Annotated in this window: 17 protein-coding genes; 9 read left to right on the forward strand and 8 right to left on the reverse strand. The window is 72.5% G+C overall.

Annotation, left to right across the window (positions count from 1 at the left end; translation table 11 throughout):
• Positions 1 to 9 precede the first annotated feature (9 nt).
• The 4 genes from HTZ77_RS42390 to HTZ77_RS42405 are packed head-to-tail and all read right to left on the reverse strand — an operon-like array spanning position 10 to position 3605.
• Positions 10 to 864 carry a DUF998 domain-containing protein gene (locus HTZ77_RS42390; protein ID WP_175595444.1) on the reverse strand — a complete coding sequence of 285 codons (855 nt, stop codon included), beginning with the start codon at positions 862 to 864 and terminating at the stop codon, positions 10 to 12.
• The gene (locus tag HTZ77_RS42395; RefSeq protein WP_175595445.1) at positions 861 to 2090 is read right to left on the reverse strand and encodes a glycosyltransferase; all 1230 of its coding nucleotides are present in this window, start codon (positions 2088 to 2090) and stop codon (positions 861 to 863) included. The genes HTZ77_RS42390 and HTZ77_RS42395 overlap by 4 nt, the downstream gene beginning before the upstream one ends.
• A 53-nt stretch (positions 2091 to 2143) precedes the next feature.
• The gene (locus HTZ77_RS42400; protein WP_175595446.1) at positions 2144 to 2950 is read right to left on the reverse strand and encodes a DMT family transporter; all 807 of its coding nucleotides are present in this window, start codon (positions 2948 to 2950) and stop codon (positions 2144 to 2146) included.
• Between the two features lie 37 nt (positions 2951 to 2987).
• Complete coding sequence (locus HTZ77_RS42405; protein WP_175595447.1) at positions 2988 to 3605, reverse strand: DedA family protein; 618 nt, start codon at positions 3603 to 3605, stop codon at positions 2988 to 2990.
• 387 nt (positions 3606 to 3992) lie between these two features.
• On the opposite strand from HTZ77_RS42405, the gene HTZ77_RS48585 reads away from it, so the two are divergent.
• On the forward strand, positions 3993 to 5120 hold the full coding sequence (locus HTZ77_RS48585) for a sensor histidine kinase (RefSeq protein ID WP_175595448.1): 1128 nt from the start codon (positions 3993 to 3995) through the stop codon (positions 5118 to 5120).
• Positions 5121 to 6170: 1050 nt separating this feature from the next.
• On the opposite strand, the gene HTZ77_RS42415 is transcribed toward HTZ77_RS48585, so the two are convergent.
• Positions 6171 to 6800 carry a VC0807 family protein gene (locus HTZ77_RS42415; protein WP_175595449.1) on the reverse strand — a complete coding sequence of 210 codons (630 nt, stop codon included), beginning with the start codon at positions 6798 to 6800 and terminating at the stop codon, positions 6171 to 6173.
• Positions 6801 to 7048: 248 nt separating this feature from the next.
• Here HTZ77_RS42415 and HTZ77_RS42420 point away from each other — a divergent pair, with 248 nt between their 5' ends.
• Positions 7049 to 7216 carry a glycoside hydrolase N-terminal domain-containing protein gene (locus tag HTZ77_RS42420; RefSeq protein WP_205304648.1) on the forward strand — a complete coding sequence of 56 codons (168 nt, stop codon included), beginning with the start codon at positions 7049 to 7051 and terminating at the stop codon, positions 7214 to 7216.
• Positions 7217 to 7245: 29 nt separating this feature from the next.
• Positions 7246 to 7950, forward strand: a complete 705-nt coding sequence (leuE, locus tag HTZ77_RS42425; RefSeq protein ID WP_175595451.1) for a leucine efflux protein LeuE — start codon at positions 7246 to 7248, stop codon at positions 7948 to 7950.
• Between the two features lie 68 nt (positions 7951 to 8018).
• Here the strand turns inward: leuE and HTZ77_RS42430 are convergent, their stop codons facing one another.
• Positions 8019 to 8777 carry an RpnC/YadD family protein gene (locus HTZ77_RS42430; protein WP_205304649.1) on the reverse strand — a complete coding sequence of 253 codons (759 nt, stop codon included), beginning with the start codon at positions 8775 to 8777 and terminating at the stop codon, positions 8019 to 8021.
• A gap of 407 nt (positions 8778 to 9184) precedes the next feature.
• Between HTZ77_RS42430 and HTZ77_RS42435 the strand changes: the two genes are divergently transcribed.
• The 3 genes from HTZ77_RS42435 (at position 9185) to HTZ77_RS42445 (ending at position 14622) form a co-directional block, all read left to right on the forward strand.
• A complete protein-coding gene (locus tag HTZ77_RS42435; RefSeq protein WP_328809091.1) occupies positions 9185 to 11014 on the forward strand; it encodes a M14 family zinc carboxypeptidase in 1830 nt (609 codons plus the stop codon).
• Between the two features lie 429 nt (positions 11015 to 11443).
• The gene (locus HTZ77_RS42440) at positions 11444 to 12886 is read left to right on the forward strand and encodes a carbohydrate-binding protein (protein WP_268960272.1); all 1443 of its coding nucleotides are present in this window, start codon (positions 11444 to 11446) and stop codon (positions 12884 to 12886) included.
• 86 nt (positions 12887 to 12972) lie between these two features.
• Complete coding sequence (locus tag HTZ77_RS42445) at positions 12973 to 14622, forward strand: carbohydrate binding domain-containing protein (RefSeq protein ID WP_175595454.1); 1650 nt, start codon at positions 12973 to 12975, stop codon at positions 14620 to 14622.
• Here HTZ77_RS42445 and HTZ77_RS42450 read toward each other — a convergent pair.
• Positions 14612 to 16231, reverse strand: a complete 1620-nt coding sequence (locus tag HTZ77_RS42450; RefSeq protein ID WP_175595455.1) for a molybdopterin-dependent oxidoreductase — start codon at positions 16229 to 16231, stop codon at positions 14612 to 14614. The two genes, HTZ77_RS42445 and HTZ77_RS42450, sit on opposite strands and share 11 nt — an antisense overlap.
• Before the next feature lie 115 nt (positions 16232 to 16346).
• Here HTZ77_RS42450 and HTZ77_RS42455 point away from each other — a divergent pair, with 115 nt between their 5' ends.
• The 3 genes from HTZ77_RS42455 to HTZ77_RS42465 all read left to right on the forward strand — a co-directional run bounded on the left by HTZ77_RS42455 (position 16347) and on the right by HTZ77_RS42465 (position 19452).
• The gene (locus HTZ77_RS42455) at positions 16347 to 17732 is read left to right on the forward strand and encodes a hypothetical protein (protein WP_175595456.1); all 1386 of its coding nucleotides are present in this window, start codon (positions 16347 to 16349) and stop codon (positions 17730 to 17732) included.
• A 52-nt stretch (positions 17733 to 17784) separates the two neighbouring features.
• Positions 17785 to 18648, forward strand: a complete 864-nt coding sequence (locus HTZ77_RS42460) for a hypothetical protein (protein ID WP_205304650.1) — start codon at positions 17785 to 17787, stop codon at positions 18646 to 18648.
• A gap of 66 nt (positions 18649 to 18714) precedes the next feature.
• Positions 18715 to 19452, forward strand: coding sequence for a helix-turn-helix transcriptional regulator (locus HTZ77_RS42465; protein ID WP_175595457.1), 738 nt, complete (start codon positions 18715 to 18717; stop codon positions 19450 to 19452).
• A 6-nt stretch (positions 19453 to 19458) separates the two neighbouring features.
• On the opposite strand, the gene HTZ77_RS42470 is transcribed toward HTZ77_RS42465, so the two are convergent.
• On the reverse strand, positions 19459 to 20622 hold the full coding sequence (locus HTZ77_RS42470; RefSeq protein ID WP_328809092.1) for an AI-2E family transporter: 1164 nt from the start codon (positions 20620 to 20622) through the stop codon (positions 19459 to 19461).
• Between the last annotated feature and the right edge of the window lie 492 nt (positions 20623 to 21114).

Below are 21114 nucleotides of genomic sequence, written 5' to 3' on the forward strand. Positions count from 1 at the left end.
GGACGGTGGTCAGGCCGCCACGTTGCCGCGTCCGTCGTGCTGCTCGCGCCGCGGCTCGGGGACGCAGGGGAGCGGCGGCGCGGCCGGGGACGAGGAGGTGCCCGCCACGGCGGGGCGTCCGCGCCGGGCCGAGGCCAGCGCCATGAGGGCGACCAGGGCGATCTCGGACAGCGCCAGCGCCCTTTCGAGCAGACCGTAGTAGGCGTCGCCGCCGATCAGCGGAGACAGGAAGGAGGCCGGATGGGCGGCCAGGAACGCGGCCAGCACCAGCGCGGACGTGACGCTCACGGCCCGGACGACGTTCCACCGCGGCGCGCCGGAGAGCCGGGCGCCCGCCTGCTCCCGGGCGGAGCCGGAGCGCTGGGGACGGCGCGGCGCCGAGGCGTCGCGGGCCAGGATCCAGCCGGCGACCGGCAGGGCGGTGAAGACCACCGCGGACGCCCACCGGTGGATCTCGCCGGCCATGGAGGAGATCTCCGCGGCGGACGGGTCTGTGGGGAACACCGCGCCCAGCATCAGGCCGCCCGCGGCGGCCACCAGCAGCACCCGCGCCGCCGCCGAGCGGGACGGCGCCCGCGCCGCCAGCCCGTACGCCAGGAAGACACAGGCGCCGGCCAGGGCCAGCATGCCGCCCAGCACGGGGATCGTCCCCCCGGGCACCAGGGCGTAGTCGCTGACCAGCGGCTGCGCCGGCAGCGTCATATCGGCGTAGACCAGGGCCCCGGCCGCGGCCGCCGCGCACGTCACCGCCCCCGCCACGGCGCCGCCCGGCGCCACCGCCCCTGCTGCGGCGCCACCCGCGACCCCGCTTTCCCGTGGGCCGGCGGCGTCGTCCCCGGCGCCCGCCGGGTAGGGCTCGCTCATCGCGTCACCTCGTCATAGATCTGCTCGAAGCGGGCCAGCGACACCTGGTGGTCGTGGGTCTGGGCGAGCTCGCGGCTGGCCCGGCCGAGGCGGGCGCGCAGCTCGCCGTTCGCCAGGATCGCGGTCAGGTGCCGCGCGAGGCCCATGACGTCACCGGGCTCGAACAGGTATCCGTTGCCGTCGACCAGGTGCGGCAGGGCCATCGCGTTCGCGGCCACCACCGGCAGCCCGGTGGCCATCGCCTCCAGCGTGGCGATGCTCTGCAGCTCGGCCACGCTCGGCATGGCGAACACGTCGGCCGCCGCGAACGCCTGCGGCATGATCTCGTCCGGCACGAAGCCGAGGAAGGTCACCCGCTCGGCCACGCCGATCCGGCCGGCGAGGCGCTCCAGCTCCTCCCGCTGGTTGCCGCGGCCGACCAGCACCACCTGCGCGTCGATGGTGTTGAGCACGTGCGGCAGCGCCCGCACCAGCTCGCCGAGGCGCTTCTCCTCGTCCAGGCGGCCGACGAACAGCGCGGTGGGCCGGTCGGGCAGGTCGAACAGCCTGCGCGCCCACTGCTTCGGCTCGCTGTGCGGGTGGAAGCGAGCCAGGTCGATGCCGCACGAGACCGGCTCGACCGCCCCGGCGAAGCCCTGGTCGCGCAGCAGCCCGGCGGCCAGCGGCGTGGGCGTGGTGACGTGGTCGGCCCGGCGGAAGACGCGGTTGAAGTCGCGCCACGCCACCCGGCCCACCCGCTGACGCAGCGTGGCCGGGATGTGGCCGAACTGGAAGAGGTTGTCGGGCATGAAGTGGTTGGTGGCGACGATCGGCACCCCCCGACGGCGGGCGGCGGCGATGGCGGCGCGGCCGACCACGAAGTGGCCCTGGCTGTGCAGCACGTCGGGCCTGACGGCGTCGAGCAGCCGGTCGAGCCGGGTGGGGATCGTGACCCGCATCGACGGGTGCACGACCAGCGGGGCGGAGCGCAGCCGGTGGACGACGACGCCGTCGACCACGTCGGCCGTGGCGGGGCCGATGTCCGACTGGCAGACCACGTGCACCTCGTTGCCGCGCGCGGCCAGCCCGGTGGCCAGGCGGTGGGTGAAGTACGCCGTGCCGTTGACGTCCGGAGGATAGGTGTCGGTGGAGATGAGGACGCGGCGGGGGCGCTCGGCGACGGGGGCGAGCTCGGCGGCGGTCGCGGTCTCGGTGACCGCGACGGCGCCGGAGAGAGGCATGGCCATGGGGAGGGCTCCGTTTCGAAGGGGATCGAGGGGTCAGACAGGCGAGGAGGTGGTCAAGGGCGTGCCTCCAGGGGAGTCGTCCGGGCCAGCGCGATGGTGCCCGCCGCGGTCAGCGCCGCGGCGGCGACCGGCGCGAGCCCCGTCGGCAGGGGCTCGCCCAGCAGCAGCGCGCCGAACGCCACCGCGGTGAGCGGGTCGGCGATCTGCAGGGACGCGAACGAGACGCCGAAGTGGCCGACGGCGTACGCCCGCTGGAGCATGGCCAGCGCCAGCAGGGCCGGCGCCGGGAGAGCGAGGAGGTACCACCAGTTCCAGCCGCCGTCCACCAGCACCCGCATGAGCGTGGCCGTGGCGCCGTACAGGACTCCGGAGCTGGTGGCGAGCAGGGCGGCCCGGCCGGCCGGCGAGGCCACCCGGGAGGCGCCCCACAGCAGCGCCGCCGCGACCCCGGCGACGCCGAGCAGCGTCAGCACCCCGGGAGGGCCGAGCACCGCCGGCTCGTCCGACTCCGGCACCAGCAGCACCAGGCCGACGAGCCCCGCCGCCACCATCGCGGCGGAGCCCAGCTCGGCGCGGGTGGGCCGGCGTCCGTGCAGGGTGGCCGCGATGGGCAGCGCGAACAGCAGGCTGGCCACGCCCATGGGCTGGACCACGGTCAGCGGACCGAAGCCGAGCGCCACGATGTGCAGGCCGCCGCCCGCCAGGATGCTCGCCCCGCCGGCCAGCCACCGCGGCCGGCGCAGCAGCCCGAGCAGCCCCCGCACGCCGGGGGCGCCGGCCGCCTCGAACTGCTGGAGAGCGGCGCCCAGTGCGAAGAACAGCGAACCTACCAGGGCGATCACCGCGGCCAGCAGCGTCATGTCCTCTCCTCTCGCTTCGGATGGTCACCGGACAGGGTCAAACGGACGTGTCCGCCGGAAGGCGCTCCGGGGAAGGCTGGATGGCGCGTCGCTTCCGCGCCCAGCGCACGACCTCGACCACGCCGGTGATGGACAGCGCGATCCCGAGGCCGAGCAGCAGCCCCTTGACCGGGTCGTTCTCGAAGGCCATCCCGCCGAAGAAGCCGATCAGTCCCGAATACACCGCCCAGGACGAGGCGGCGATCGCGTCGAAGAACGTGAACGAGCGCAGCGGGTGCCGTACGGCGCCCATGGTCAGCGTGGTGGCGGTGCGGCCCCCCGGGATGTACCGGGCGACCACCAGCACGAGGCCGCCCCGCTCGGCCAGCGCGCGCCGCGCCCACACGAACGCCTTGCGCTCGCGCAGCCGTCCGGCCGCCTTGTTGCCGATCAGGTAGGACACGTGGTCACCGATGAAGGCCCCCAGCGCGGCGACCAGGATGACGAGCGCCAGGTTGGTCTCGCCGGACGCGGCGAACACCGCGGCGGTGATCACCGATGTCTCCGCCGGCACGATGGGGAAGAACCCGTCGAGCAGCGCCAGGGCGAACAGCGCGGCGTACAGCCAGGGGGACGACATCGCCTGGGTGACGAGGTCCATGATGGCGTGCGACATACGTTGAACTCCGATCGTTGTGACCTCACAGCCTGGTGGCGGGAGGCGCCGAGGGGCATCGGGGAAACCCCCGGTCCCACGCGGGCCCGCCCCTGGGATCGGGATCGGGCCCGCACCCTGGGCACGATAGGAAGCCCGCAGGTCACGGCACATCGGACGATCGACACACACCACCCTCGACTTTCGTCGGGGGTGCGGGTGCGATCTCCGGCGACACCTACGATCCAAGCGGCCGGAGGTCAGGAAGGCAGCAGGGCGGGTATCCGGATCGGAGGTGGTGCCAGCCCTACCGTCGCGGGGGACCGCGCCCCACCCTGACGTTCGTCAGGGACCGACCCCTACCTTCGGCCGAGGCGCCCCGCCGGCGCGCCGGATACGGTCGTGGCCGTGAAGGGTCAGCACCGGGAGAGCCGCCGCCGTCTCCTCTCCGGGCTGCTGCTGTGGGCGCTGCTGTGCGTCGCGATCGCCGCGCAGGGGCCCGATCCGTTGCTGGACGCGGCGTCGTCCGGGCTGTGGAGCGTGCCGCGGATGGCGCTGGCCGCGGTGGCCGTGATCGTGGGCGGGCGCCGGCCGGAGCTGGCCGTGGCGGTGCTGCTGCCGTTCGGGCCGTGGCGCTTCGAGCACGGGCTCGCCACCTCCGACCTCGTCTGGCCGCTGGCGCTGCCGGGCGTCAAGATCTTCCCGTTCGGCCCGGCCCTGCCGTTCGTGATGGGGTACGCGTACCTGTGCGGGCGCCGGCCGGCGCCGCCCCGGTCCGCCGTGGCGGTGTTCGCGGTGGTGGCGCCGGCCGGGGCGGGACTGGTGGTGGCCCGGGGGAGCGGGCCGGCGCTGTGGATCACCATGGTCAGCGGGCTCCTCGGCGCGTACGTGCTGCCGTACGCGGTGGGGCAGGTGCGGCGGCGGCTGCTCCAGCAGCGCGAGCGGGCGGAGCTGTCGGTCGCGGCGCAGGCGCGGCTGCGCGAGCGGGCGCGGATCGCGCGCGACATGCACGACTCGCTCGGCCACGACCTGGCGCTCATCGCGGTGCGCGCCGCGGGGCTGGAGCTGTCACCCGGCCTGGACACCACCCAGGTCCGGGCGGCCGGCGAGCTGCGGATCGCGGCGGCCGACGCGACCGAGCGGCTGCGGCAGATCATCGGCCTGCTGGGCGAGGACGCCGGCCCGGCGCCGCTGACGCCCGTCGGCGAGGACGTGGCCGGGCTGGTCGAACGCGCCCGCGCCTCCGGCATGGCGATCACGCTGCGGCTGGCCGGGGGACCGGCGCCCGGGCTGGCGCACGCCGTGGTCCAGGAGGGGCTGACGAACGCGGCCAAGCACGCGCCGGGGGCGGCGGTCACGGTGGAGGTGTCGCCGAGCCGGGTGAGCGTGCGCAACGGCCCCTCGCGCGCCCGTCCCGTCGCGGTGCCGGGCGGCCTCGGGCTCGCGGGGCTGCGTGAGCGGGTACGGCTGGCGGGCGGCGTCCTGACGGCCGCGCCGCGCCAGGACGGCTTCGAGCTGACCGTCGAGCTGCCCTGACCGGTTCTCCCCCGGGCGGGGGAGCGATCTCCCTCCGCCCCGGGAGGATCGCCCGCCCCCCGGACACGAGCCTGGAACCATGACACAGCACATGACGCGGACCGGCCACCCGCGGCCCGCGCACCCCGTGGACGAGGAGCGGGTCGGGATCGGCCGCGTCACGGTCGGCGTCGTGGCGATGGCCGCCACCCTGCCCTACCTCACGATCAAGACCCTCTGGCTGACCGGGCATCCGGTGGGCGTCACCGACCCGGCGTTCCTGAACGACCCGACCATGGTCGGGCTGAACGCCATGACGTTCGGCATGGACGCCGTCGCCCTGGCGCTGGCCCTGTCCTTCACCACGCGACGCGGGATGCGCCTGCCCGGCTGGCTGGTGCTCCTGCCGCTGTGGGTGGCCTCCGGCCTGCTCGGGATCATCGTCGCCACGGTGCCGCTCGCGTTCGTCGCCCAGGGTCCGTCCCTGCTGGACACCGGCGGCCCGATCAGGCCCTGGGTGTACGCGACGGTGTACGGCGGCTTCATCGTCCAGGGCGTCTGCCTGCTGACGGCGTTCGCCCTCTACACCCGCGACCGCTGGGGACACGTGCTGCTGGCGCCCCTGGCCGGCAGGCAGGCGGGGCCGTCGGCGGAGTTCCAGCGGGTCGTGGCCACGGGAGCGCTGGGCATGAGCGTCCTGCTCGGCGGGATGCGCCTGTACTGGGCGGCCGGCGGCGACGCCGGGCTGCCGGCCGAGATGGCGGCCGCGCCGAACTCCTTCATCGCCGGCGTGCAGGACGGCATCAAGGGCCTGCTGGCCGTGGGCGGCGCCGCGGCGCTGCTGGCCGTCGTCCGGGGGCGGGGACGCGGCCCGCTCTGGCGGCCCCTGACGGTGGCGTGGCTGGGCAGCGGGACGATGTTCGGCTGGGGCCTGTACGCGATGGTCATCACCGTCACGGGCGCCCCGCTCGGCGGCGGGCCCGGCGGAGCGCTCGGGGTGGTGCAGCTCTTCGAGATGCTGACGGGCCTGGTGATGGGGATGTGCGGGGCGTTCCTGCTGGCCGAGGGGGATCAGGCGTGGGCCACGTGCAGGCGGCGGAGCACCCGCTTGAACGCGAGGATCGAGAAGGCGATGGCCGCGCCGCTGATCGCGGCCACGGCTGACGTGCGCAGCAGCATGAACGTGCCGAGCGACTCGTGCAGCGCCAGCCAGATGCTCACCGTGGAGTTGGCCAGCAGGACGAACCCCCACAGCAGCGTGATCCGGGCGAAGAAGCGGCGCATCCGCTCGTGCTTGAGCACCGCGGAGGGCAGGTGGATGTAGTCGAGGGTGAGCTTCTGCACCAGTGGCCGGTTGAGCCGCACGGAGGCGAGGAACGCCATGCTGATGCAGATCGTGCCCAGCTCGGGCTGGATGAAGTACACCACCCAGCTCCCCGTCCAGAACCCCACCGCGGCCCGCGCGGTGATCGCGATGGCCGCGAGGATCATCGTGGCGGGCACCCGGATCCCGCGCACCAGCCGCCAGACGACCCCCAGGTACACCCACGCGACCGCGGCCACCAGCGCGCCCGTCAGCCCGAGCACGGCGAGCGCCGCGTAGAACACGGCGAGGGGCGCCACCACTCCCTCCAGGAGCCGGGGCACCGCCTGGCGGGCGAGAGAGGTGAGGCGTGGCAGGGTGACCGGGAGATGATCCAAGGCTGCTGCTCCGCAAGTAGGCCGACGACCGGCGACTACCCGCACCACGTGCGGTCAGGCCTGCCGGATGGGCGGTCGGGGGTGACCTCGTGCTTACCCCGGCGCCGCGCGACCGAAGGGGTTCGAATGAGCACGTGGGGGTCACTCGTCCTCGACAGCGGGTGCCGGTGGCTTACCGTACCTGACGCTTTGCCATGCCACTGCCTCTTTTGACACGTTCGGGCGATCCCCTTGCCCATCGGTTTACTATGCCGGATCCCCCAGCCACCGACTGGGAGACCCAGGCGCTGCCGATCGGCAACGGCCCCCTTGCGGCCAAGGTCTTCGGCGGCGTGGCCACGGAGCAGCTCCAGTTCAACGGCCGCACCGATTTGCTCCCCGCACCGCGACGATCGGCTGAGCACGCGATACCGTGATATGTCACCTTCTCCCAGGAGCAAGCGGCATGTTCTTCGGCATCACCGACATCTCTTCGTACATCGTCGGCGCGTTCTTCATCATCCTCCTGCCCGGCCCCAACTCCCTGTACGTGCTCAGCCTCTCGGCGCAGCAGGGCGTCCGGCAGGGGTACCGGGCGGCGGCCGGCGTGTTCGTCGGCGACACGGTGCTCATGGCGCTCGCGGCGGCCGGCGCCGCGTCCCTGCTGCGCTCCAACGCGGTGCTGTTCGCGGTGGTGAAGTACGCGGGGGCGGGTTACCTGGCGTGGATCGGCTTCCAGATGCTCCGCGGCGCCTGGCGGGCCTGGCGCTCCTCGGCCTCACCGGCCGCTGCGACGGAGGCCGCCGCCGATGCCGCTGGTGCCGGTGCCGCTGGTGCCGCCGCGGTGTCCGAGCCTTCGGACCGCCGCAGCCGCCCGTTCCGCAAGGCCCTGACGATCAGCCTCCTGAACCCGAAGGCGATCCTCTTCTTCGTCTCGTTCTTCATCCAGTTCGTGGACCCGTCCTACGGGACGCCCGCGCTGTCGTTCCTCATCCTGGGCGCGATCATCCAGGTCTTCAGCCTGCTGTACCTGACGTCCCTGATCTTCGGGGGAAGCTTCCTGGCCGCCCAGTTCCGCTCCCGCCGCCGCCTCAGCGCCGGCCTCACCTCCGGTGTCGGCGCCCTCTTCCTGGGCTTCGGCGCCAAGCTGGCGACCACGTCGCTGGGATGAGAGGGCATCGACAGCTCCAATAGCAGCCGGGCGCCGCGGTGTGCGGCGCCCGGAATGCGGTGTGTGGGTCAGGCGAAGAGCTCGTCGGCGGTGGTGACGTTCAGAGCGCGGTCGAGCCACGTCTCGAGAAGGTCGGTATCGGAGCAGCCCATGATGCGCTCGCGGACGGCCGGCTGCACGGGCACGCCTCTGTGGTGAAGGACGCGCAAGAGCGCCTTGGCCTCACCTCGGGCTTCGCCTCGTGCCTCGCCTTCGGCGCGGATCTGCTGGGCGTACTCCGACTGGTAGCGGTACGTCTTGGTGGACATCAAGGCTCTCCACAGGTGTCGGGCGTCGGTGTCACCGAGGCCGACCTCGGTGAACTCGGCGAAGTATCCGGCGGTTTGGGTGTCTACGGTGTCCAGGGCTGCGGCAAGTACCTCCAGTATGGCAGTGACCTGCGCTGATCGTCCGTGTGTGAGCGCCGAGAACACGGCCAGGACCACGTCCTCGGACGCCTGGGCCAGGTCGGTGACGGCCGGGACGTTGTCCGGCCCCAGGACGATGGGATGGAGCACCAGGGACGGACGCTCCTCCAGCCCGATCCCCTTGGGACGCCGGGCCCAGCGGGCGGTGGCCAGGTCGTGGCACACCACCAGCAGGGTGACCGGGCACGTGTGCCGCGCGTGCAGATATCCGATGTAGTACGCCCACGAGCTGCTCTTGTCCTTGTCCTCATGTGACTGGGACTCGATCACGAGCACGTGGTCGCCCTGCTCGCTCTCCAGGTACAGCAGCGTGTCGGCGCGCCGTGCGACGGGCTCGAGCTCGGTGAGATCGGTGTCCATCACCGAGACGGCGCACGGCGCCGGGAACGCGATGTCCAGCAGCTTGAACGTGCGGGCGAAGAGCGAAGAGTCCTCCCGGAAGATCCGATGGAGCGCCTCGTGCTTTGCGGTTGGCGTGGCGGAAAGTTACCGCGTCGACACCCTTCGTGGTGGACAAACGTTCGAACTGAAGACGGTCGGCCAGGCGCGTCGGGTGGGTGACCGGATCCGGACGCCCGGCGGCCTCCGATCGGCCAAGTTCTGGGAAAAAACCCCAGCTCAGCGCCCGCGTGCCTGCCATACTCGCACCGCTTCGGCAGGCGCGCGGCCCGCGAGGGGCAAATTGGGTCTTTCCCATGCAAGGGATCGTCTTCACTCTCGGTTCAGGCGCGTGTCAACACCCATTCCGCGCACCCGAGGAGGACGACGTGCGACGTCGTTTAGTCATCCTGCTGACCGTCCTGGGGCTGCTCTGCCTGAGCGGCGTCACCGGGGCGGGGGCCTCCGCCGAGCCACCGCCGAACCGGCAGTACCGCGTGCAGGGGCCGTCCGACGCCCGGCAGCGCAGCGCCGTCGCGGCCACCGGCGCCGCGATCGAGGAGGTGGCGAGGGAATCGGTCACCGTCACGGCCACGGGGGCCGAGGTGGCCGCGATCAGGCGCCTCGGCTACCAGGTGACGGAGCTGCCCCGCCCCGCGTCCCGGTCCGGCGCCGAGGCCTTCGACTTCCCGCCGGCGGACTCCGGCTACCACAACTACGCCGAGATGACCGCTGACGTGAACGCGCTGGTCGCCGCCCATCCCGCGATCGCGAGCACGTTCACGTACGGCACCTCGTACGAGGGCAGGCAGCTCATCGGCGTCAAGATCAGCGACAACGTGGGCACCGACGAGGCGGAGCCCGAGGTGCTCTTCACCGCCCACCAGCACGCCCGCGAGCACCTCACAGTCGAGATGGCGCTGTACATCATGCACCTGCTGGCCGACAACTACGGCAGCGACAGCCGGATCACGAACCTGGTGAACACCCGGGAGATCTGGATCATGCCGGACCTCAACCCCGACGGCGGCGAGTACGACATCGCGACCGGCTCCTACCGTTCGTGGCGCAAGAACCGGCAGCCCAACAGCGGCTCGTCGGCCGTCGGCACCGACATCAACCGCAACTGGGGCTACAACTGGGGCTGCTGCGGCGGCTCGTCCGGCTCGACCTCCAGCGAGACCTACCGCGGCTCGGCCGCCGAGTCGGCGCCCGAGGTGAAGGCGACGGCCAACTGGGTGCGCAGCCGGGTCGTCGGCGGCGTCCAGCAGATCAAGGCGCACATCGACTGGCACACCTACAGCGAGCTCGTGCTGTGGCCGTACGGCTTCACCTACAACGACACCGCGCCCGGCCTGACCCAGGACGACCGCGACGCCCACGCGGTGCTCGGCCAGAACATGGCCGCCACCAACGGCTACACGCCGGAGCAGTCCAGCGACCTCTACATCACCGACGGCACGATCGACGACTGGATGTGGGGCGTCTACAAGATCTTCAGCTGGACCTTCGAGATGTACCCCACGGGCTCCAACCCCGGCTTCTACCCGCCCGACGAGCAGATCGTCCCGCAGACCACCCGCAACCGCGAGGTCGTGCTCCGCTTCCTCGAGTACGCCGACTGCGTGTACCGGATCATCGGCAAGGAGAGCCAGTACTGCGGCACGGGCAACCCGCCGGAGACCGTGTACTCCGACACGTTCGAGTCGGCCACCGGGTGGACCGCCAACCCGTCGGGCACCGACACGGCCACGGTCGGGCAGTGGGAGCGCGGCGACCCGGCCGACACCACCTCCTCCGGCGCCAAGCAGCTCGGCACCACCGTCAGCGGCACCAACGACCTGGTGACGGGCCGGCTCGCGGGCACCTCGGCCGGCGACTACGACGTCGACGGCGGTGTCACCTCGATCCAGTCGCCGCCGATCACGCTGCCCTCGGGCGGCACGCTGAGCCTGTCGCTGTCGTGGTACCTCGCGCACGGCTCCAACAGCTCCAGCGCCGACTACTTCCGCGTGCGGGTCGTGGGCGGCACCACCGCGACCGTCCTGCAGCAGACCGGCGCGGCGTCCAACCGCAACGGCTCGTGGAGCACGGCGACCGCGGACCTGACGGCGTTCGCGGGCCAGACGGTCCGCATCCTGATCGACGCGGCGGACGCCTCGGGCGCCTCGCTGGTCGAGGCGGGCGTGGACGACGTCCGCGTCACCCGCCGGTCCTGACACTCCGATTCAGGACGAGGGCGCCGCGGCCGATCCGGCCGCGGCGCCCTCGTCGCTTCCGGGCATGGGGACGCGCGCCACCGCCGGTTTGGGTCTTGTAAGGACCGGGTGTCAAGGCTACGATCGCCACAACTCTTAGGAAACTTTCCTAAAAGTAATCATGAATCGGGGAGCCATGACCCGCTCGCCGCCCCCCGCCGTCTCGCCCTGACCCCAGCCGGCCGCCACCCCGTCCCGCCGTCCCAGGGGCCCGCGCCATCCGCGCGGGCCGCGCCGTACGGCTCGCGCTCTCACCCCCCGGCGCGAGCCGTACGGCACCCGAGCCGCCAGGCCCGCCGGGCCGGGCGGAACGGCGCACGCACCGGGCGCCCCATCGCACCCCCCACCCGTGAAGCCGCACTTCCAGGGAATGCCATGAGATTCCGTCGCATGTTCCTCGCCTTGCTCGCCGCCCTCGCCATGATCGGCGCCGGAGCGGCCACCACCGTGCCGGCCTCGGCCGCCGCCGCCGTGCCGGTCTCCGCCGCCTCCGCACCCGTCTCCGCATCCGCCGCCGCCAAGGCCCTCGCCGCCGCGTGGCAGCCCGGCGTCTGGTACGCCGTCGGCGCCCGCGTCACCTACAACGGCGCCGACTACGAGTGCATCCAGGCCCACACCTCGCAGACCGGCTGGGAGCCCCCGGTCGTGCCGGCCCTGTGGAAGCCCGTCACCGGCGGCGGCAACCCCGGCGCGCCGGGAACCCCGGGCTCCCCGCGCGTGACCGCCACCACCAACAGCTCGATCTCCCTGTCCTGGACCGCCTCGTCCGGCACCGTCACCGGCTACCGCGTCTACGAGGGCTCCACCAACCGGGCCACGGTCTCCGGCACCTCGGCCACGATCGGCTCGCTCGGCACCTGCACCACGCACACCTACGCGATCCGCGCCTACAACTCCGCCGGCGAGTCGGCCGACGCCTCGGTGACCGGCACCACCAGCGGCTGCACGGGCGGCGGCGGCTCCAAGATGCCCGGCGCCCCCTACCTCTACATGGGCTGGGGCAACCCGCCCGCCCCCGCCTCGGTCATGAGCGCGACCGGCGTCAAGTCGTTCACCATGGCGTTCATCCTGTCGAGCGGCGGCTGCACCCCCGCGTGGGACGGGCAGCGCCCGCTGACCGGCGGCGCCGACGCGCAGGCCATCTCGGCGATCAAGGCCGCGGGCGGCAGCGTCCAGATCTCCTTCGGCGGCTGGCAGGGCAACAAGCTCGGCCCGAACTGCTCCACCCCGCAGGCGTTCGCCGGAGCGGTGCAGCAGGTCATCAACGCCGTGGGGCCCGCCGTGGTCGACTTCGACATCGAGAACACCGACGAGTTCGAGAACTACACCGTCCAGGACCGCATCCTGAACGGCCTGAAGATCGTCAAGCAGAACAACCCGAACGTCAAGGTCGTCGTCACCTTCGGCACCACCAAGACCGGCCCCAACGCCCACGGCGTCCGGCTGATCAACCAGTCGAAGGCCCTCGGCGTGCCGATCGACAACTACACGATCATGCCGTTCGACTTCGGCGGCACCACCATCTACCAGGACACCGTCAACGCCTCCGAGGGCCTGAAGAACGCTCTCAAGAACGCGTTCGGCTGGAGCGACGCCACGGCGTACTCACACATGGGCATCTCCGGCATGAACGGCCTGTCCGACCAGCAGGAGCTCACCACGCCCGCCACCTGGACCCAGATCCGCGACTGGGCCAAGGGCAAGGGCCTGACCAGGCTCGCCTACTGGGCCGTCAACCGCGACCGCCCCTGCCCCGGCGGCGGCGTCGTGTCCCACTGCAGCGGCATCTCCCAGAGCGACTGGGAGTTCACCCGGATCACCGCCGGCTTCTGACCCGCCCGACGGCCTCCGTGCGAACGCCCCACCGCTCATGTCCCGCGGTGGGGCGTTCCCATGAGCCCCGTGAAAGGACACCCCCCATGAAGCTGATCCGCACCCTCGTGGCGGCCGTCACGCTCGCCGCCGGCCTCACCGCGCTGAACGCCGCCCCGGCCGCCGCCGCGAACATCCTCGCCAACCCCGGCTTCGAGTCGGGCCTGTCCGGCTGGACCTGCTCCGGCACGGCCGCGGCCGTCTCCTCACCCGTCCACGGCGGCGCCCGCGCCCTCCAGGGCACCCCGAGCGGCGGCGACCACGCCCGCTGCGGCCAGAGCGTGACCGTCCAGCCCGGCACCACCTACCGGCTGTCCGCCTGGGTCCAGGGCGCCTACGTCTTCCTCGGCGCGACCGGCGCGGGCGTGGAGACCAGCACCTGGGGCACGCCCGGCGCGCAGTGGGCGCACCTGTCCACCTCCTTCACCACCCCGGCCGGCACGACCTCCGTGACCGTGTACGTCAACGGTTGGTACGGCCAGCCCGCGTACCTGGCCGACGACGTCGTCCTCGACGGCCCCGGCGGCGCCCCCGACACCCGGCCGCCCACGGTGCCCACCGGCCTGTCCGTCGGCGGCGCGACCGGCTCCAGCCTCACCCTCACCTGGAACGCCTCCACCGACGACTCGGGCAGCGTCGCCCGTTACGACGTCTCCCGCGACGACGGCGCCCCGGTCGCCGTCACCTCCACCACCTACACCGCCACCGGCCTGACCCCCGACACCGGCTACGGCTTCCGCGTGCGCGCCTGCGACGCCGCCGGCAACTGCTCCGCCTACAGCCCCTCGGCGAGCGGCCGGACGACCGGCACCACCCCGCCGCCCACCGGCGCCATCCGGTACGCCCCGTACATCGACATCACCATGACCACGCCCTCCCTGGTCAGCGCGGCCTCGGCGACCGGCGTCAAGAACTACACGCTCGCCTTCGTCCTCGGCGACAGCTCCGGCTGCAACCCCGCCTGGGGCGGCACCATCCCGCTCGCCGACGCCCGGATCATCGGCGACGTCAAGGCCCTCCAGGCCCAGGGCGGCCAGGTGGTCGTGGCCAGCGGCGGCGCCATGGGCCCGTACCTGGAGCACACCTGCGGCACCTCCGCCGCGCTGCTCGCCGCGTACAGGAAGGTGCTCGACACCGTCGGCACCAACCACCTCGACGTGGACGTCGAGGCGTCCATCGATGTCGCCAAGGTCAACACCGCGCTGCGCCAGCTCCAGGCCGAGCGCGGCACGACCGTCAGCTACACCCTGCGCGTCCAGGGCCAGGACTATGGCGTGGACCCGTTCTCGCTGCAGATCCTCCAGGACGCCGCCGCCCGCGGGCTGGAGGTGACTGTCAACCCGATGCTCATGAACTTCGGCTACACCGGCTCGTGGGGCGACGCCATGATCTCGGCCGCCCAGGCCACCCTCGGCCAGATGAGGACCGTCTGGCCGTCCCGGTCGGACGCGCAGCTCAGGCGGATGCTCGGCGTGACCCCGATGATCGGCCGCAACGACACCGGCATGACCACCACCCAGGCCGACGCCCGCAAGCTGCGCGACTGGGCCGACGCCAACCACATCGGGTTCGTCGGCTTCTGGTCGGCCGGGCGCGACAACGGTGGCTGCCCCGGCGGCGGCGTCTCGCCGACGTGCAGCGGCATCGCCCAGACGGCCTACGAGTTCACCGGCATCTTCAAGGGCTTCACGGGCTGAAGGGAACCAGTGGCATGTAGGGCACGAGATACGTGGGCTTGACCGGCAGGCCCGGCCCCGGCGGCCGGTACGTCGGCAGCGCCTCCCCGTACTCGTGCATCCACGCGTGGTCCACCATCAGCCGCATCGGCCCCGGCACGGGCGGATCCTGCGCCCGCGCCGGGGCCGGCTCGACCCGGCCCACCGCGAGCTTGGCCACCGCGTCGGCCACCAGCCCCGCCTCCGGCAACGCCACGTCGCACCGGTCGTCCGGCCCGATCAGCAGGTCCAGGTCGGGCGGCACCGGGTAGATCGGCCGCGGCAGCGCCAGCACCCGGGGCGACGGCGTCATCGGCAGCCCGTCGCGCACCGCCTCGACCAGCACCGAACGCCCCGTCCGCCCGCTCAGCACGCCGTCGGCCAGCGGCCAGCACAGCCTGCCCACGTTCGCGCCGTCCTCGCCGAGGGCGTGCAGGCACAGGTACGGCACCAGCGGCACCTCGTCGCCCGCCCCCTCCTGCGCCCAGCCGCGGCCGCACCCGGTCAGCACGAGCAGCGCCAGCATGGCCCGGTACGCCGTGTCGGCGTGCGAGGTCTCCAGCCGCCCCGGCACGATCACGCACCGGCCCCCGGTCCGCTCCGCCGTCGCGCCCAGCTCGCGCGCCACCTTGACCGCCCGCGCGGCCGGCACCCCGGTCAGCGGCTCCTGCCAGGCCGGCGTGTACGGCTCGGCCCGGTCCTCGAAGCCGTCCGGCCAGCAGCCCGGCAGCCCGTCCCTGGGCACCCCGTACACCGCGAGCAGCAGGTCGAACACCGTCGTCACCAGCAGGTCCCCGTACCGCCGCACCGGCACGCCGCGCCGCAGCACGCCGGGCCCGTCGTCGAAGCGCGGCAGCAGCACCTCCACCGACTCGCCGCGTGGCCCGCCGTACACGCTGAGCCGGTCGGCGCGCCGCCCGATCCCGCAGCCCGCCACCCACGCGCCGCCCAGCTCGCGCAGCCGCACCAGGAACGGCAGGTCCGTGTGGTCCAGCGCGTGCTCGGCGAACGCCGGCCGCTCCAGCAGGAACTCCTTGAGCAGCACGTGCCCCATCGCCATCGCCAGCGCGCCGTCCGTGCCCGGCCGCACGACCAGCGTCTCGTCCGACAGCCGCGTCGGGTGCGGGCCGATCGCCACGACCTTCTGGCCCTTGTAGCGCCCGGCGATCACCCACGGCGCGCCCGGCGTGCGGATCAGCCGGTTGTTCTCACCCCACAGCACCACGTACGCCGCGCGCGGCCAGTCGTCCGGCTCCGGACCGCGAAAGCCCGGCCCGAGCATCTGCCACGGCGCCGTCGGCTGCTCGGTCAGCACCGCCCCGCCCAGCGCGGCCACCAGCCCCGCCAGCGGCGAGGTCGCCAGCGCCGCCACCCGGTCCGGGCCGTACTCGGCCGCCGTGTGCACGATCGCCGCGGCCGTCAGCTCCGCGGCCGTGCCGTCGTCCAGCGGCACCCGCCGTCCGCCACGGGCCCTGCGGTACACCTCAGAGTTTGCTGTGAGTTTCGCCCAGGCGGCGACCGGGTCGCGAAGCTCATCTTTCACCTCGAAGTAGAGCCGGACCAGAGCCCGGTTGACCTGCGATCCCCCCATGGAAAGAGTTCAGCACAGAGGGTCACGGTCTATCGCGGTACGACCCGCCATGTCGGGGATAAGAATGGCTTCGCAAGTGGAAGCATCCAGGGGAGTACGGCAGGCTAGACCCGCCATGGAATACGCATTTCTCACAGGGACCGTGCTCGTCGCGGGAGTCGTCTTCGCCGTCGTCGCCCAGTGGCGGGACTGGCGGCCGCCCATCATCGTCGCCGTCGTCGTCGGCGTGGCCGTCCGCGTGCTGCTCCTGTTCACCGCGGCGCACGACTCGTGGCAGCCGGTCGACTTCATGGAGAGCTTCAAACCCGCCGGCGAGGCCGTGCTCAACGGCCAGGACCCTGTGCTCGCCAGCGAGGGCGGCTGGCACTTCCTGCCGACGATCCCGTACGTCTACGGCATCCTGCTCTGGCTCGGCATCCCGTGGGAGTACGCCGGGCGCCTGGTCACCGTGGTCGCCGACATCGCGCTGATCCCGCTCGTCGCCAAGCTGTCCGGCGGCCCCAAGGCGTCGCTGCGCGCCCTGCAGTACGCGCTCAACCCGCTCGCGCTGCTGGTGGCCTGCATCCATGGCCAGGTCGAGCCGGTGGCGCTGGTCTTCGGCGTGGCCGCCTTCGTGGTGGCCCGCGGGCCGGGCTCGCCCGAGCGGCCCGGCATCCGCACCCAGGTCGTCGCCCGCGTCCGCCGCGGCGTGACCGCCTACGGCTGGCGCACCGCCGCCTACCGGGTGCTCGGCCCCGGCGGCATGCTGCGCCGGGCCCTGGCGGCAGGTCCGACCGACCGCGCCGACCTCAAGCGGGCCGGACTCGCGGGCCTGCTCATGGGCCTGGCCCTGTGCGCCAAGAGCTGGCCGATCTGGCTCATCCCCGGCATGCTGCTGCTCCTGCCGCACCTGCGCGCCCGCGTGGCCGCGCTGTTCGTGACCGGTCTCGTGCCGCTGTTCTTCCTCGTCACCCTGCCGATCTTCGCGGGCACCTCGCTCCAGCAGATCCCCGAGGTCATCAGGACCATCCAGGACATCCGTCCCATCGTCGGCGAATGGGGCTGGACCCCGTGGAAGACCGGTGGTGACTGGGCGCTGGAGCCCGGCCTCGCCAAGCTGGGCACGAACCTCATCTACGCCTGCGTCATCGGCGTGATCTTCCTGTGGCGGCGGGCCGACCCGATCGACATGACCACGGCCATCCTGCTCATCTTCATGGTCGTGACGCCGCGGCTCGGCGCGCAGTACCTGCTGTGGTTCATGCCGTTCCTCGTCGCCCGGCCCACGCGGTTCGCCTGGCCGGCGATCATCGGCGTGTCGGCGTGGGCGGCGTACGGCTACCTGTACATGACCCAGTTCGACGTCAACACCTGGTGGGGGCTGCACGCCGACTGGTCGCGGGCGTCGATCGTGCTGCTGCCGGTGCTGCTCGTCGCCATGCCGTGGGGCCGCCGCGTCGCGACCGGGGTGACGGCCCCCGCCGTGCCCGCGGACAAGACCCGCGTCACGTCGGCGGCCTGAGGCGTCCGATTCCTACAAGAGCGGGGCGCGCCGTGCCGGGTACGTTCCGCTCATGGACATGAAGATCGACGTGCTGGCCCGGGCGGCCGCCTACCTGGAGCTCCACGGGCGGCTGCTCGACCGGCTGAGGTTCGAGGCGCTGTTCGCCGGCGGATCGCGGGACCGGGTCCTCGACGTGCTGCGCTGCTACCAGAACGCCGACGGCGGCTTCGGCAACGCGCTCGAACCCGACCTGCGCGGCGCGGGCAGCCAGCCGGAGCCGGTCGAGGTGGCCTTCCACGTCCTCGACGAGCTGGACGCGTTCGCCGACCCGATGGCGCCGAGGGCCTGCGACTACCTGCTGTCGGTGACGACCGGCGACGGCGGCGTGCCGTTCGTGCTGCCCGGCGTGCGCGGCACCGCCCGGGCGCCCTGGTGGGAGACCGACGACGACCCGCCGGGCAACCTGGTGCCGACCGCCTCGATCGCCGCGCTCCTGCACAAGCACCGCGCCGTCCACCCGTGGCTGGAGCGGGCCACCGCGTTCTGCTGGACCCGGATCGCCGCCGTCGAGCGGACCACCCCGTACGAGGCGCGGGCGATCGTCGCCTTCCTGGAGGAGGCGCCGGACCGGGAACGGGCCGAGGCCGAGTTCGCCCGCCTGCGTGAGGCCGTCCTGGACACCGTCGCCCTCGACCCGGACACCCCGGGCGAGGCTCACTTCCCGCTGGACTTCGCCCCGGCGCCGTCCCGGCTTCCGCTGTTCGAGGCGGACCTGCTGGACCGGCACCTGGACGCGCTGGCCGCCGCCCAGTCGCCCGAGGGCGGGTGGGGCGGCAACTGGCTGATGTGGACGCCCGTGGTGGAGCACGAATGGGGCGGGTACGTGACCGTCGAGCGCCTCAAGACCCTGCGCGCGTACGGGCGGCTCTCCTGACCCGCCCGCTCTCCTGACCCGCCCGCGCGGGGGCGCGTCGTCGGTGGCGTGTCCTAGCGTGGGGGGATGTACGAGGAACGGCCGCCCACGCCGGAGCTCGCCGGGCGGGTCGTGTGCGTCTGGGGCCAGGTCCCCGCGAGTGACGGCACGCAGCTCGTGGTGCCCGACGGCTGCGTCGACCTCATCTGGGGCCCGGCCGGGCTCTTCGTCGCGGGGCCCGACACGGGGCCGATGCCCGCGCCCATGCGCGTCGGCGAGGTGTTCGCCGGCGTCCGCTTCGGGCCGGGCGCGACGGGCGAGGTGTTCGGCGTGCCCGTCCACGGGCTGCGCGACCAGCGGGTCCCGCTCGCCGCGCTCAACCCCGCGGACTGGTCCCCGTTCCTCGCACCGGACACGGTGTCGTCCCTTTCGGCGGGCACCATCCCGTACGGCCCCGGGCACCTGCTCGGCGAACGCCTGCGGCTCATGAGGCGAGCCGTCGCCGCCCGCATCAGGGAGACCGCCCCCGCCGACCCCGCGGCCCCGGCCCTGGTGGCGGCGCTGCGTTCGGGGCTGAGCGTGCGCGAGGCCGCCTGGGAGCTCGGATTCAGCGAGCGGCAGCTCCACCGCAGGAGCGTGGCCGGTTTCGGCTACCCGCCCAAGACGCTCCAGCGCGTGGTGCGCTTCCAGCGGGCGCTGCGGCTGGCCCGCTCGGGGGTCGCCCTGGCGGAGGTGGCGGCGGCGTCGGGCTACGCGGACCAGGCGCATCTGTCCCACGACGTGAAGCGCCTGAGCGGGGTGCCCCTGAGCCGCCTGCTCACCTGAGCGGTGTCACCGCGGAGGGGTGGGCTCGGTCGTGCCGCTCTCCCCGCTCGCCGGCGCGCCTGGCGCCACGGCCGGGGCCCGGGCGGGGGTCTCCACCGGAGGCGGCGTGCCGGGTGGCGCGGCCGCGGGCGGCTCCTCGGGTGGCGTACCCGATAGCAGGGCGGCCGCCCAGGTGGCGCGCGGGTCACTGTCCACGAGCAGGGCGCGCGCGAACAGGCTCAGCGGGATCGCGAGCAGCGCCCCCAGCGCTCCCAGCACGAACGTCCACAGGATCAGCGACAGGAACGTCATGGTGGTCGACAGCCCCACCGCGTCGCCCAGGAACTTCGGCTGGATGAACGACTCGATCACCACGTTGATGACGCAGTAGAGGATGATGACCAGCACCATCTGCTTGGGCCCGCCGTCGAGCAGTGCCAGCAGCGCGGGCGGGATGAGGCCGAGGACGAAGCCGATGTTGGGGATGTAGTTCGTGATCAGCGCGAGCACGCCCCACAGGATCGGCAGCGGCACGCCGAGGATCGCCAGCGCCACCGCGTCCAGCACCGCCACGATCAGTCCGAACACCGTCGAGACGATGAGGTACTGCCGGGTCTTCTGGGCGAACGTGGCCAGCGCGCTCACCAGCATGTGCCGGCTGCTGTGCCCGGCCTCGAGGATCCGCGCGGTCACGGGCCCGTCCAGGCACATCGAGAGCAGCAGCACCACGATGAGGAACAGGCCCGACAGCACGCTGACCAGGCTGCCCAGCAGGCTCTGCACCACCCCGACGATCTTGCCGAGGTCGATGCCCTTGATCGCCTCGTTGATCTTGGCGTTGCTGAGGCCGACGGAGGTCGCGAGCCGCTGGGCCTCGTCGAGCAGCTTCTGGAACTGCGGGCCGTACGTGGGAAGCAGGCCGGCGAGCTCCGTGACCGCGAACGTCAGGATCGCCACCATGCCGAGCAGGACGAAGAGCACGATCACGAAGGGAATGACCACCTGCGTCCAGGCCGGTGCGCCGTGCCGGGCCAGCCAGTTGCGCACCGGGGCCACGGCGATGACGAGCACGAGCGCCAACACGACCGGCCCGATGATGGACGCCACCTCGCGCATGCCGAACAGCGTCACGACGGCGCCGGCCATCCCCAGCAGGACGATGAGCGCTCTAGGAATGGGTTGATCGCTCACCTTCTGTACCTACCCGTAGCCGGACGGAAACACCGATAGGGGAAGGGGATTCCGTTGATTTGACGGTTCGCAGAGGGATGCATAGAGTTCACCAGTCCCACGAGGACGGCGGTGATCGCCGGTCTCGCTCTGGGGCCACCTCCTAGCTGCACCGCCGATCGGCGGATCACTGTGCCCTGCACTGTGCCTCCGAACAGCGGCTTTGACATCGGTCAGATGTTGGAGTAGGTTAGGAGAGTTGCCTCGGAGACGGGGTGCGGTCGGAATTCCGAAAGCGCCGAATTTGACAGAAAATACGGTCGCTGAAAGAATAAAGACACAACGAACGAACGAAACGAAAAGCGCCTCTCGCAGGACCGGGGAGAACGCGTCCGTTTCTTGAGAACTCAACAGTGTGTTAAAAGCCAGTGCATGAACAATGCATGACCCCGTCATATCGGCGAAAGCCGGTGACGGATTCCTTTTTAGTTGGGTATCAGACCTTTAATGGAG

Origin of the sequence: Nonomuraea montanisoli, assembly GCF_013363975.1 — a bacterium.
Classification (GTDB): Bacteria; Actinomycetota; Actinomycetes; order Streptosporangiales; family Streptosporangiaceae; genus Nonomuraea; species Nonomuraea montanisoli.